The 13,242-nt window shown below is 64.0% G+C and carries 11 protein-coding genes; 7 read left to right on the top strand and 4 right to left on the bottom strand.

Going from position 1 to position 13,242, the window contains the following annotated elements; translation table 11 throughout:
- Nucleotides 1-30: 30 nt before the first annotated feature.
- The 3 genes from dnaQ to LJ656_RS20325 form a co-directional block, all read right to left on the bottom strand.
- Nucleotides 31-765 carry a DNA polymerase III subunit epsilon gene (gene dnaQ / locus LJ656_RS20335; protein WP_230511174.1) on the bottom strand — a complete coding sequence of 245 codons (735 nt, stop codon included), beginning with the start codon at nt 763-765 and terminating at the stop codon, nt 31-33.
- A gap of 90 nt (nt 766-855) precedes the next feature.
- The gene (gene rnhA / locus LJ656_RS20330; RefSeq protein WP_230511173.1) at nt 856-1,302 is read right to left on the bottom strand and encodes a ribonuclease HI; all 447 of its coding nucleotides are present in this window, start codon (nt 1,300-1,302) and stop codon (nt 856-858) included.
- Nucleotides 1,299-2,153, bottom strand: a complete 855-nt coding sequence (locus LJ656_RS20325) for a class I SAM-dependent methyltransferase (RefSeq protein WP_230511172.1) — start codon at nt 2,151-2,153, stop codon at nt 1,299-1,301. Before LJ656_RS20325 ends, rnhA begins: the two co-directional genes overlap by 4 nt.
- 18 nt (nt 2,154-2,171) lie before the next feature.
- On the opposite strand from LJ656_RS20325, the gene gloB reads away from it, so the two are divergent.
- The 7 genes from gloB to LJ656_RS20290 all read left to right on the top strand — a co-directional run bounded on the left by gloB (nt 2,172) and on the right by LJ656_RS20290 (nt 12,484).
- Entirely contained in the window at nt 2,172-2,963 is a 792-nt protein-coding gene (gloB, locus tag LJ656_RS20320; RefSeq protein WP_230511171.1) for a hydroxyacylglutathione hydrolase, read from the top strand.
- A 158-nt stretch (nt 2,964-3,121) separates the two neighbouring features.
- Complete coding sequence (locus tag LJ656_RS20315) at nt 3,122-4,813, top strand: transglycosylase SLT domain-containing protein (RefSeq protein WP_230511170.1); 1,692 nt, start codon at nt 3,122-3,124, stop codon at nt 4,811-4,813.
- A 251-nt stretch (nt 4,814-5,064) separates the two neighbouring features.
- The gene (locus tag LJ656_RS20310) at nt 5,065-6,306 is read left to right on the top strand and encodes an MFS transporter (protein ID WP_230511169.1); all 1,242 of its coding nucleotides are present in this window, start codon (nt 5,065-5,067) and stop codon (nt 6,304-6,306) included.
- Nucleotides 6,307-6,768: 462 nt separating this feature from the next.
- Entirely contained in the window at nt 6,769-7,923 is a 1,155-nt protein-coding gene (carA, locus tag LJ656_RS20305; protein WP_230511168.1) for a glutamine-hydrolyzing carbamoyl-phosphate synthase small subunit, read from the top strand.
- Nucleotides 7,924-8,074: 151 nt separating this feature from the next.
- Nucleotides 8,075-11,326 (top strand): carbamoyl-phosphate synthase large subunit, encoded by a 3,252-nt coding sequence (carB, locus tag LJ656_RS20300; RefSeq protein WP_230511167.1) that lies wholly within the window; start codon nt 8,075-8,077, stop codon nt 11,324-11,326.
- A 151-nt stretch (nt 11,327-11,477) separates the two neighbouring features.
- The gene (greA, locus tag LJ656_RS20295; protein WP_062127755.1) at nt 11,478-11,954 is read left to right on the top strand and encodes a transcription elongation factor GreA; all 477 of its coding nucleotides are present in this window, start codon (nt 11,478-11,480) and stop codon (nt 11,952-11,954) included.
- Between the two features lie 20 nt (nt 11,955-11,974).
- Nucleotides 11,975-12,484: a DUF4149 domain-containing protein gene (locus LJ656_RS20290; RefSeq protein WP_230511166.1), complete on the top strand. Its 510-nt coding sequence runs from the start codon at nt 11,975-11,977 to the stop codon at nt 12,482-12,484.
- A 98-nt stretch (nt 12,485-12,582) separates the two neighbouring features.
- Here the strand turns inward: LJ656_RS20290 and LJ656_RS20285 are convergent, their stop codons facing one another.
- Nucleotides 12,583-13,113 carry a YhbY family RNA-binding protein gene (locus LJ656_RS20285; RefSeq protein ID WP_230511165.1) on the bottom strand — a complete coding sequence of 177 codons (531 nt, stop codon included), beginning with the start codon at nt 13,111-13,113 and terminating at the stop codon, nt 12,583-12,585.
- Nucleotides 13,114-13,242: the final 129 nt, after the last annotated feature.

Raw genomic sequence — 13,242 nt, 5'->3', positions numbered from 1 at the left:
TCAGGCTTTTTTGAGTTCGTCTAGTACTTTTTAAGTAATTTGCTCATCGGTTGCGGGCGCGGGTTCAAAACGCCAGACACTCGTGCCTTTCATCGCCTTGTCGAGACCGTCGAGCACCGCCTCGTGCGCGGCGATCTCTTCGTCGTTCGCGGTAACCACGATAAGTTCGAGCGACTCGAGCGCGATGCGCGGCGTATCGGCGGCGCCGCTGCTTTGAGCCTCGCCGAGCATGTCGATGACGAGGCTTTCCTGGCCGCGCGTCATCGCCAGATAGACCTCGGCGAGCAACTCCGAGTCGAGCAGTGCGCCGTGCAGCGTACGGTGCGCGTTGCTGATGCCGAAGCGGTCGCACAGCGCATCGAGCGAATTGCGCTTGCCCGGGAACATCTGTTTGGCGCGCGCGAGCGTGTCGATGATCTCGCCGCAATGCGTCTTGACCGGCGGCAGGCCGAGCAGCGCGAATTCGGCGTCGAGAAAGCCGATGTCGAACGGCGCGTTGTGAATGATCAGGTCGGCGCCCTGGATGAAGTCGCGGAACTGGTCGACGATCTCGCCGAACTTCGGCTTGTCGCTCAGGAACTCGGTGGTGAGCCCGTGCACCGCCAGTGCGCCCGGATCGCTGTCGCGTTCGGGATTGATGTAGAAGTGCAGGTTGTTGCCGGTGAGCCGGCGGTTCACCAACTCGACGCAACCGAGTTCGAGAATCCGGTCGCCGCCACGCGCGTTCAGGCCGGTGGTTTCGGTATCGAGGATGAGTTGACGCATGTCGGATTAGCCTGCTGCGAAAAAAGTGCGAAAAAAATCGGAGAGGGCGGGTGCGCTGCTGTCGGCGGCCGGCAACGCGGCCAGCCGGCGTTAGACCTGCGCGAGCGACGCGACGCCGCGATTGGCGAGCTGGTCGGCGCGCTCGTTTTCCGGATGGCCGTTATGCCCGCGCACCCAGCGCCATTCGATCTCGTGCTGCGCGACCAGTGCGTCGAGTCGCTTCCACAGGTCGGCGTTCTTGACCGGCTGCTTCGCCGCGGTGACCCAGCCCTTCTTCTTCCAGCCGTGGATCCACTCGCTGATGCCTTTCTGCACGTACTGCGAGTCGGTGTGCACGATCGCCTTGCACGGACGCTTGAGCGCTTCGAGCGCGGCGATGACGCCCATCAGCTCCATCCGGTTGTTGGTCGTGTTGGCCTCGCCGCCGAACAGCTCTTTTTCCTGCGCGCCGAAGCGCAGCAGCGCGCCCCAGCCGCCGGGGCCGGGATTGCCCTTGCAGGCGCCGTCGGTATAAATGTCGATGTGATCCGGAGTCATTCGATGTGATTGCGTGTATTGGGGGTGGCGGCGGGCGCCAGGCCCGCGGCCAGGACGGGCTTTTTCACCTTGAGCGGGCCGACGAGGCGCATGCCGCGCACGCGCTTGATCGCCTTGATCATGTAGGTGGCGCCGAAAATCGGCCACCAGCGGTCGCCGGCGGCCTCCATGAAGCCGTAGCGGGCGAGCCACTGCTCGCTCGCGAGCGGCGGACGATAGCAGCCGAAGCGCCCGCGTTCAAGGTCGAAGCCGAGCAGTTTGATCCAGTCTTTCAGGCGCGTGAACGCGATCAGATCGACGGCGGACGGCACGAACGGGCGGCCCGTCATTTTGCCGACCGACTGGCGCACGCCCCACAGCGACAATGAATTGAAGCCGAGAATGATCAATTGGCCTTCCGGCATCAGCACGCGCTCGGCTTCGCGCAGCAGCCGGTGCGGGTCGCTCGTGAACTCGAGTGTGTGCGGCATTACGATCAGGTCGACGCTTTGCGCTTCGAACGGCAGGTCGAGCAGATCGCACCAGAGCGCGCTGCGTTCGGCCGGGGCGTGCAGGCCGGCTGAACTGCGCGGCGGCGCGGCGTTGCCGTTCATACCGTTCAGGTTGGCGCGCGCCGCGCGCGGATAGCTATACGGCGCGCTCGCGCCGCTCGCCGCATCGAGCACGAGGCCGCGGCACGGCATGCGGTTTTCGCGCAGTGCGTCGAGCTGCGGCAACCCGAGTTGCAGCGCATGATAGCCGAACACGTCCGATACCACCCGGTCGAGCTGGGTCTGCTCCCACTGCAGCACGTAGCGGCCAGGCGGCGAATCGGTCCAGGCGGGCCAGTCTATAATCGCTCGGTCAGTCATATCTAGAATGCGTCGCCTATGAATGCGCTCGAGTACGTACCGGTCCCGGCGTTTGAGGACAATTACATCTGGGTCATTGCCGACGGACACCATGCGGTGGTCGTCGATCCGGGCGATGCCGCCCCTGTGCGCGCCTACCTGGCCCAACGAGGCTGGCGGCTGAGCGCTATTTTACTCACGCACCATCATCAAGACCACGTCGGCGGATTGGCCGATCTGCTGAAGGGCCAGCACGTGCCGGTCTACGGGCCTGCCGGTGAAGCGATTGCGCATGTCACCCAGCGTTTGCAACAGGGTGACCGGGTGAACATTGCGGCTCCCGCGCTCGAATTCAGCGTGCTCGACGTGCCCGGTCACACGAGCGGCCACATTGCCTATTTTCAAGCCGCGGATCCCAACGGCACCCCGCACGTGTTTTGCGGCGACACGCTGTTCGCCTGCGGCTGCGGCCGCCTGTTCGAAGGTACGCCGGCGCAGATGCTGACCTCGCTCGACGCGCTCGCCGCGCTGCCCGGCACGACCGAAGTGCATTGCGCGCACGAATACACGCTGTCGAACATCCGCTTCGCGCTCGCCTGCGAACCGCACAACGCCGCGCTGCAGGCGTGGCGCGACCGCGCGAGCGAATTGCGGGCGCGCCACCAGCCGACCCTGCCGACCACGATCGCTCATGAACGCGCGGTCAATCCGTTCCTGCGCGCCGGCGAAGCGACGGTTCAGGCGAGCCTGCGCGAGCAGTTGCACGAAACGGTCTCTGACCGTCTGGCCGCGTTTACGCTGATGCGCGAGTGGAAGAACCGCTTTCGCTGATTCGCGGCGCATTCCGGGCGATGTTCAAGCGATGAGTCGGAAAAATTCGCCAAGCCCAAGATTTGTTTGATTTTTTTCTCAATTTTCCGATTGACGGAAACGTTGCCGTTTCGTACTATCGGCTGCAAATTCCAGCCCTTGTGGAAGCCGAGACGTTCATGCGATTTATCTTAAGTGCGTTATTGGTTCTGACACTCGCCGCCTGCGCGAGCCAGGGACCGACAACGAATACCGCCAACACCCCCGCCAGCAAGCAAGCCGTAGCCGATTCCCTTCGCAAGAACGCCACCGCTAAAGAAACCATCAACGTCGACCAGGGTTCCGTCACGCAGTTGACGAGCCAGGACGCCGACCTGTGGGGCCGCATTCGCCGCGGCTTCCAGATGCCCGATCTGCAGACCGACCTCGTCGACATGCAGCTGAACTGGTACGTGCAGCGCCCGGACTACGTGCAGCGTATGACCGAGCGTTCGCAGAAATACCTGTATCACATCGTCGAGGAACTCGAGACGCGCCATATGCCGACCGAGCTCGCGCTGCTGCCGTTCATCGAGTCCGCTTACAGTCCGCAGGCGCTGTCGGTCGCCAAGGCGGCCGGCATGTGGCAGTTCATGCCGGGCACCGGCCGCACCTATAACCTCAAGCAGAACATGTGGCAGGACGAGCGCCGCGACGTGCTCGCGTCGACCAGCGCCGCGCTCGACTATCTGTCGAAGCTGCACGACATGTTCGGCGACTGGCAGCTCGCGCTGGCCGCCTACAACTGGGGCGAGGGCAACGTGCAGCGGGCGATCGCGCGCAACGAGGCCGCCGGTCTGCCGACCGACTATCTGAGCCTGCGCATGCCGAACGAGACGCGTAACTACGTGCCGAAGCTGCAGGCGGTCAAGAATCTCGTGATGAACCCGCAGATGTATGGTCTCACTCTGCCCTCGATCCCGAACCATCCGTACTTCGTGACGGTGACCACCTCGCACGATATCGACGTCGACGTCGCCTCGCGGCTCGCCAATATGTCGACCGACGAATTCCGCTCGCTGAACCCGTCGTTCAGGAAGCCGGTGATTCTCGGCGCGACCCAGCCGCAGATCCTCTTGCCGTTCGACAACGCATCGGCGTTCGAGCGCAATCTGAAGGCGTACTCCGGCTCGCTGTCGTCGTGGACCACCTACACGGTCGACCAGCGCGCGACCCCGGCGGCAATCGCGGAAAAGATCGGCGTCGACGCCGGCACGCTGATGGAAGTGAACAAGATTCCCGCCGGCATGCGGCTGAAGCCGGGCTCGACGATCGTCGTGCCGCGTGGCTCGGACGACGACGAGGACATCAGCGCGGACGTCGCGGAAAGCGCGGTGCTCGCAATGGAACCGGACGTTCCCGACACCCGCAAAATGCTGATCCGGGTGCGCCGCAACCAGTCGATGGCCGCGATCGCGGTGCGCTATGGAGTATCGGTCGGGCAGCTGAAGGCATGGAACAAGACGCGGCGCGATTCGGTGTCGCGCGGTCAGGTGGTCGTGCTGCACGTGCCGGTCGGCAAGGCGATCCCGAGCGAGCCAGGTCCGGAAAAGATCGCGACCGACGTGCAGGGCGGCGGCGTGCAGAAGATTGGCACCCGTGTCGCAGACACCCGTAGCGAATCGCGCTACGATAAAAAGAAAGGGCATGGCCGTTCTTCCATCGTCAAGGTAGCCGAGCCGGTCGCCAAGGGCAGCAAGGCCGAGGCGTCCGCCGCCAGCAGCAAGGGCAAGGTGACGAAAGTGGCGGCGTCCACGTCCGGGAAGGCGTCGAAGGCCGCGGCAGAGAGCCGCCCGAAGACCGTGGCCGACGCGAAGAGGAAGGGTAAATAGACCAATAGCGGCTCCCACGGTAGTGACCACATGCGTTGCGGGGGCAGCGCATGGATTGCGCTCCGATCACCCACCGTGTTCATCCGACGCCGTCACCTGAGGTGACGGCGTTTTTCATTGCCCCAGACCATCGCGGCGGATTGCGAGCATTTGCTTTATCGTTGATGGCCTAAATTACAGCGCGTGTCTGCCGTGTCGTGCCGCCCGATCCGGCCGACTTTACCGCTCTTCGAACAAGCTCAACCCGATTTATGTCGTCGACCCAACTGCGCGTCTTTCTGCTCTTTTCCGCCGGCTATTTCGTCTCCTATGTGTTCCGCGGCGTCAACCTCGGGTTCGCGCCGTTCATCACGCACGACCTCGGGCTGTCGGCAGCCGATCTGGGGGTGCTGACCAGCCTCTATTTTCTCGGTTTCGCGGGCGCGCAGATTCCCGCCGGCGTGTTGCTCGATCACTTCGGCGCGCGTCGTGTCACGGCCGTCACGCTGCTGTTCGCGGCGCTCGGCATCTGGGTGTTCGGCGCCGCGCATAGCCTCGGCATGATGATGGTCGGGCGGCTGTTGATCGGCGTCGGCGTGTCGGTGTGCCTCGGTGCCGCGTTCAAGGCGCTCGCGCAGCATTTTCCCGCCGCGCGTCTGCCCCTGATGAACGGACTCGTGATGGCGATCGGCGGCTTCGGCGGTGTGATGGTCGGTTCGCCGCTGACGTGGGTGCTCGGTTTCTCGAGTTGGCGGACGGTCTGTGTCGGGCTCGGCGTGTTGACGGTGCTGGTCGCACTCGCGCAATGGACGCTCGCTCCGCAGGCGCGCGACACGCATCGACAGGCCAGCCTCGCCGCGCAATTCAAAGGCACGTGGCATATTCTGCGCAGCGCGGCGTTCTGGAAAATCGCGTCGTTCTCGGTGCTCACGCAAGGGGTGTTCTACGCGATGCAGTCGCTGTGGGTCGGCGCGTGGCTGCGCGACGTGCAGGGTTTCGAGCCGCACGAGGCCGCGGCGCTCGTGTCGATCCTCGGTTTCGCGATGATGGCGGGCTGCGTCGGTTTCGGCGCCGCGGCGCGCAGCCTCGAGCGGCGCGGCATCTCGCTGTATGCGTTCTGCGGAATCGGCATGGCGCTGTATGTGCTCACCCAGTTGCTGATCATGTTCCGGGCGCCGCTGCCGGCGAGTCTGCTGTGGGCCGCGTATGGAATTTTTGGCGGCACCGGCATCCTCAGCTACGCGGTGATGGCACGCCACTTCCCGGCGCAGATGATCGGCCGCGTCAACACCACGCTCACGCTGATTATTTTTCTACTGATCTTCGGTTTCCAGGTCGGGGTGGGCGCGGTGCTGTCGCGTTGGCCGTCGACCGGCGGCCGCTACCCAGCGGTCGCGCATCTGACTGCATGGGAAATTCTGGTGGCGTTGCAGGTGCTAGCTGCGATCTGGTATGTGTTGCCGGGCCGCGAGGCGACCCGCCCGGCCGAACTGCGGGCCGAGCACGAGGTGTGAGAGGAGGCCGGAGCGCCGTCGCGCGGCGATCGGCTGAGTTAACACTTTTGGGGTTTCGTCCCCGAAGTGTCCGGTCGATCCGGCCGGGAAAAGCGCCGTCCGCAGGCGCTGAAAAGCGCGCCAGGCAAGACTTTGAGTTCGTGCCAAAGCGGGCGCCTTGCGTCCGCGTACTATCTCAGATTTGGAGGGAAGGGCGGATTCAGGCTATAATTTCAAGGTTTGAGCTTATCAACCCGCACCCTAGCGCCTACCTCTCCCCAACCGTTCATCCGCCGCGCGCCATGAGCGTAGCAAGAAGGGCCCCGCACCCAGTCGAATCGTCCACACAATGGACCGTTTGCGCCCCTTGCAACGTCACCGGCAGCACGCGAGCGAGTCTGCGCGCGCATTCAGAATGCGTTTCGCTGCGGCTCGCAATCGGACAGACAGGTGGCAACAGGGTGTTCCCCCAAGGAGTCTCCCGTGTTGCCGTCATTTTCTCCCGCTCTCCTCGCGCTCGCCGACGGCACGGTCTTTCGTGGTTATTCGATCGGCGCCCCCGGGCACACCATTGGCGAAGTCGTGTTCAACACGGCGATCACCGGCTATCAGGAAATCCTGACTGACCCGAGCTACGCGCGCCAGATCGTAACCCTCACGTACCCGCATATCGGCAACGTCGGCGTGAACGCCGAAGACGTCGAGGCGACGAAAGTCCATGCCGCCGGCCTGATCATCCGTGATCTGCCGGTTCTCGCGTCGAACTTCCGCATGGAGCGCACGCTCCCGCAATACCTGCAGGACGAAGGCGTGGTTGCCATCGCCGGCATCGACACCCGCAAGCTGACCCGCGTTTTGCGCGACAAGGGCGCGCAGAACGGCGCGATCCTCGCCGGTTCGGACGACGAAGCGAAAGCGATCGAACTCGCGCGCTCGTTCCCGGGCCTCGCCGGCATGGACCTCGCGAAGGTCGTGTCGACGCAGCAAAGCTATGAGTGGACCCGCTCCGAATGGCGCCTCGGCACCGGCTACGGCGAGCAGAAGGCGCCGAAGTACCGCGTCGTCGCGTTCGACTACGGCGTCAAGCAGAACATCCTGCGCATGCTGGCCGAGCGCGGCTGCCACGTGACGGTCCTGCCGGCGCAGGCGAGCGCCGCTGACGCACTGGCGCTGAATCCGGACGGCGTGTTCCTGTCGAACGGCCCCGGCGATCCGGAGCCGTGCGATTACGCAATCGCGGCGGCGAAGGAGTTCATCGAGCGCGGCGTTCCGACCTTCGGCATTTGCCTCGGCCACCAGATCATGGGCCTCGCGGTCGGCGCGAAGACGATGAAGATGAAGACCGGCCACCACGGCGCGAATCATCCGGTGAAGGATCTCGAAGACGGCCGCGTCGTAATCACGTCGCAGAACCACGGTTTCGCAGTCGATGCCGCCACGCTGCCCGCCAACGCGCGCGTGACGCACACGTCGCTGTTCGACGGCACGCTGCAAGGCTTCGCGCTGACCGACAAGCCGGCCTTCTGCTTCCAGGGCCATCCGGAAGCGTCGCCCGGTCCGAACGACGTCGCGTATCTGTTCGACCGCTTCACCGCGTTGATGGACGCGCACAAGAACGGCAAGAGCGCGGCGGCGTAACGCACGCACGCGGCGGGGCGGGGGCGCGGCGGCCGAAGTGGCCGCCGGACCCCGCGGCAAAAGCGCGGCGGACTCGCCGCGCAACAGCGCGCGCTACGTGAAAACGGCGCGCGCCGACGGAAAGAATTCAGGAATATTTAGCGAGAGCGTTATGCCCAAGCGGACAGACATTAAAAGCATCCTCATCATCGGCGCGGGTCCGATCATCATCGGCCAGGCGTGCGAGTTCGATTACTCGGGCGCGCAGGCATGCAAGGCGCTGCGTGAGGAAGGCTACAAGGTCATTCTCGTCAACAGCAATCCGGCGACGATCATGACCGACCCGAACACGGCCGACGTGACCTACATCGAGCCGATCACGTGGGAAGTGGTCGAGCGCATCATCGCGAAGGAGCGCCCGGACGCGATCCTGCCGACGATGGGCGGCCAGACCGCGCTGAACTGCGCACTCGATCTGCACGCGCACGGCGTGCTGGCGAAGTACGACGTCGAGCTGATCGGCGCATCGCCGGAAGCGATCGACAAGGCGGAAGACCGCCAGAAGTTCAAGGACGCGATGACCAAGATCGGTCTCGGTTCGGCCAAGTCGGGCACCGCGCATTCGATGGAAGAAGCGCTCGCGGTGCAGGCGAAGATCGCGGCCGAAACCGGCAGCGGCTACCCGGTCGTGATCCGTCCGTCGTTCACGCTGGGCGGCTCGGGCGGCGGTATCGCATACAACCGCGACGAATTCGAAGAGATCTGCAAGCGCGGTCTCGACCTGTCGCCGACGCGCGAGCTGTTGATCGAAGAATCGCTGCTCGGCTGGAAAGAGTACGAGATGGAAGTGGTTCGCGACAAGGCGGATAACTGCATCATCGTTTGCTCGATCGAAAACCTCGACCCGATGGGCATCCACACCGGCGACTCGATCACCGTCGCGCCGGCGCAGACGCTCACCGACAAGGAATACCAGATCCTGCGCAATGCGTCGCTGGCGGTGCTGCGCGAGATCGGCGTCGACACCGGCGGCTCGAACGTGCAGTTCTCGATCAATCCGAAAGACGGCCGGATGATCGTGATCGAAATGAACCCGCGCGTGTCGCGTTCGTCGGCACTGGCGTCGAAGGCGACCGGCTTCCCGATCGCCAAGGTCGCGGCGAAGCTCGCGGTCGGCTACACGCTGGATGAACTCAAGAACGAAATCACCGGCGGCCAGACCCCGGCGTCGTTCGAGCCGACGATCGACTACGTCGTCACGAAAATCCCGCGTTTCGCGTTCGAAAAATTCCGCGAGGCCGATTCGCGCCTGACCACGCAGATGAAGTCGGTCGGCGAAGTGATGGCGATCGGCCGCACGTTCCAGGAGTCGTTCCAGAAAGCGCTGCGCGGCCTCGAAGTCGGCGTCGACGGTCTGGACGAAAAGACCACCAATCGCGACGAGATCATCCGCGAGATCGGCGAAGCCGGTCCGGACCGGATCTGGTACGTCGGCGATGCGTTCCGCGTCGGCATGAGCGCGCAGGAAATCTTCGAAGAAACCGCGATCGACCCGTGGTTCCTCGCGCAGATCGAACAGATCATCCTGAAGGAAAAGGCGCTGGCCGGCCGCACGCTCGCGAGCCTGTCGAAGGAAGAGCTGAAGTACCTGAAGCAGAGCGGTTTCTCGGATCGCCGTCTGGCGAAGCTGCTCGGCGCAAAGCCGGCGGAAGTGCGCGCGCGCCGCATCGAGCTGAACGTGCGCCCGGTGTACAAGCGCGTCGACACCTGCGCGGCCGAGTTTGCGACCAAGACCGCATACATGTACTCCACCTACGAGGAAGAGTGCGAAGCGAACCCGACCAGCAACAAGAAGATCATGGTGCTCGGCGGTGGTCCGAACCGGATCGGTCAGGGCATCGAGTTCGACTACTGCTGCGTGCATGCGGCGCTCGCGATGCGCGAGGACGGCTATGAAACGATCATGGTCAACTGCAACCCGGAAACCGTATCGACCGACTACGACACGTCCGACCGTCTGTACTTCGAATCGCTGACGCTCGAAGACGTGCTCGAAATCGTCGACAAGGAAAAGCCGGTCGGCGTGATCGTCCAGTACGGCGGCCAGACGCCGCTGAAGCTCGCGCTCGATCTCGAAGCGAACGGGGTGCCGATCATCGGCACGTCGCCGGACATGATCGACGCCGCCGAAGACCGCGAGCGTTTCCAGAAGCTGCTGCAGGACCTCGGTCTGCGTCAGCCGCCGAACCGCACCGCGCGCGCCGAAGACGAAGCGCTGAAGCTCGCCGACGAAATCGGCTATCCGCTGGTGGTGCGTCCGTCGTACGTGCTGGGCGGCCGCGCGATGGAAATCGTCCACGAGCCGCGCGACCTCGAGCGCTACATGCGTGAGGCCGTGAAGGTGTCGAACGACTCGCCGGTGCTGCTCGACCGCTTCCTGAACGACGCGATCGAATGCGACGTCGATTGCATCTCCGATGGCGAAGCCGTGTTCATCGGCGGCGTTATGGAGCACATCGAACAGGCGGGCGTACACTCGGGCGACTCGGCCTGCTCGCTGCCGCCGTATTCGCTGTCGAAGGAAACCATCGCCGAACTGAAGCGCCAGACCGCCGCGATGGCGAAGGCGCTGAACGTGGTCGGCCTGATGAACGTGCAGTTCGCGATCCAGCAGGTGCCGCAGGCCGATGGCTCGAAGCTCGACATCATCTACGTGCTCGAAGTGAATCCGCGCGCCTCGCGCACGGTGCCGTACGTGTCGAAGGCGACCAGCCTGCCGCTCGCGAAGATCGCGGCGCGCGCGATGGTCGGCCAGAAGCTCGCCGAACAGGGCGTGACGAAGGAAGTCGAGCCGCCGTACTTCAGCGTGAAGGAAGCGGTGTTCCCGTTCATCAAGTTCCCGGCGGTCGATCCGGTGCTCGGACCGGAAATGCGTTCGACCGGCGAAGTGATGGGCGTCGGCCAGACTTTCGGTGAAGCGCTGTTCAAGTCGCAGCTCGCGGCGGGTTCGCGTCTGCCGGAGTCGGGCACGGTGCTGCTGACCGTGATGGATGCCGACAAGCCGAAGGCGGTCGAAGTCGCGCGTATGCTGCACGAACTCGGCTATCCGATCGTCGCGACCAAGGGTACGGCTGCCGCGATCGAAGCGGCCGGCGTGCCGGTCAAGGTCGTCAACAAGGTAAAGGACGGCCGTCCGCACATCGTCGACATGATCAAGAACGGCGAGATCGCGCTGGTCTTCACGACGGTCGACGAAACCCGCGCGGCGATCGCCGATTCGCGTTCGATCCGCATGAGCGCGCAGGCGAACAAGGTCACGTACTACACGACGATGTCCGGCGCACGCGCGGCGGTCGAAGGCCTGCGTTATCTGAAGAACCTGGAAGTCTATGATTTACAAGGACTCCACGCTCGCCTAAACTAAGGCTTCGACTGTCAGTCCAAGATGTACGTGCCGCGGTTAAGCGGCGTTCCGCAGGTGCTGTGACCCGAGTTTGTTCCGGGCGCGGCTTTCGCGGAATGCACTTAACCGCGGTGATTTTTTTTATGGCCGTTTTTTGCCTCCAGAGTTGTTTATGAGCACTATTCCATTGACGAAGCGCGGCGCAGACATGCTGCGCGATGAATTGCAGCGCCTGAAATCGGTTGAACGTCCGGCGGTCATCAACTCGATCGCGGAAGCGCGCGCTCAGGGCGATCTGTCGGAAAACGCGGAATACGACGCGGCGAAGGAAAAGCAGGGCTTCATCGAGGGCCGCATCGCCGAAATCGAATCGAAGCTTGCCGGTGCGCAGGTGATCGATCCGTCGCAAGTGGAAGCGGATGGCCGCGTGGTGTTCGGTGCGACGCTCGAACTCGAAGATCTGGAGTCGGGCGCGTCGGTCAAGTACCAGATCGTTGGCGACGACGAAGCGGACATCGACCACGGTCTGATCTCGATCAGCTCGCCGATCGCGCGTGCGCTGATCGGCAAGTCGGAAGGCGACGTTGCGTCGGTGCAGGCTCCGGGCGGCGTGCGCGAGTACGAAATCATCGCAGTCAGCTACGTCTGAGGATAGCGCCGGTGTCCCTGATGCCGCATCGATTTTTCCGTCTGCTGACGATGGTATGGGTCGGTAGCCTGCTGACTATCGGCTATGCGGTCGCGCCCGTGCTGTTTACGACGCTGGACCGTTCGACCGCGGGCGAAGTGGCCGCGCAGCTGTTTCGCATCGAGGGCGTAATCGGCGTCGTCTGCGGTATTTTGCTGCTGGGGCTCGCCAATCTGCTGGTGCGGCGCGGTGCCGATGCCTACCGGCGGGTGCGCTGGCTGATCGCGGGCATGCTCGTGTGCGTGCTGGTCGGCTACTTCGCGCTGCAACCGTTCATGAATGCGATTCGGGTGGCGGCGCTCGAAGCGGGTACCGACGTCGGTCATTCGGCCTATGCGGCTCGCTTCGGCATCCTGCACGGCGTGTCGAGCCTGTTCTATCTGATCCAGAGTCTGCTGGGTGTGGCGCTGGTGTGGCTGTTGCCGGCTCGCGTCGGTGCGGCGGCTGAGGAAGAGGGCGCTCGGCGGGTCGCCGGAAAGGCGGTCGGCTAAGGCTTGCGGTGGACTGATCGTCGCCCGATCGGTTATGTCGCTACGGTTTGTGTTTCGCAACGGTGCGGACCCCGTCCGCACCTTCCTGCAATTGGCGCTTACTTCGACGACTGATGCGAGCGCTTCGCGCTGGTTTGGCGCTTTTTCGCGCGCTTGATGTTGCCGCCCTGCGTGACGCGCTCGTTGCCCCGCACCAGTACTGCCTTGGTTCGCGGCTTGCGCATTGGCACGTCGGTCGGCTTCGCGACCTTGACCACGCGCGGCGCACGTCCTTTGGACGAATTGGCTTCGGTCGCCGCTTCGCGAGCGCTCGGCAGCGCGCCGCGTTTGGCTGCAGGCGTGGCCGGCTGCGCCGCTTCGGGCTTCCAGATCACCAGCAGCTTGCCGATATGCTGGATCGGCGCGGCGTTCAGCGTGTCGCAGATCTGTTCGTAGATCGCGAGCCGTTCTTCGCGCTCATCGCCGAACACGCGAATCTTGATCAGCTGGTGCGCGGCAAGGTGCACCTTGATTTCGGCGAGCACCGCGTCGGTCAAACCTTCGGCGCCGACAAGTACGACCGGTTTGAGCGCATGTGCCTGGGAGCGCAACTCGGCGCGTTGATCGGAAGAGACTTTGAGGGCTGGCATGGAAAGTAGGAGACTCGACTAAAATGGCGGCTCCTGCGTGTTCGTCCCATTGCTTGGCTGAATGGGACGGTTCGATTCGACAGGGCGCGCGTCAGAACATCAGAATCGCGGCTGCTCGCCAGTCTGGCG

This window comes from Paraburkholderia sejongensis (assembly GCF_020880815.1).
GTDB lineage: Bacteria > Pseudomonadota > Gammaproteobacteria > Burkholderiales > Burkholderiaceae > Paraburkholderia > Paraburkholderia sejongensis.
The sequence above is the reverse complement of the archived record's forward strand: the minus strand, read 5'-3'. Positions and strand labels throughout refer to the sequence as shown.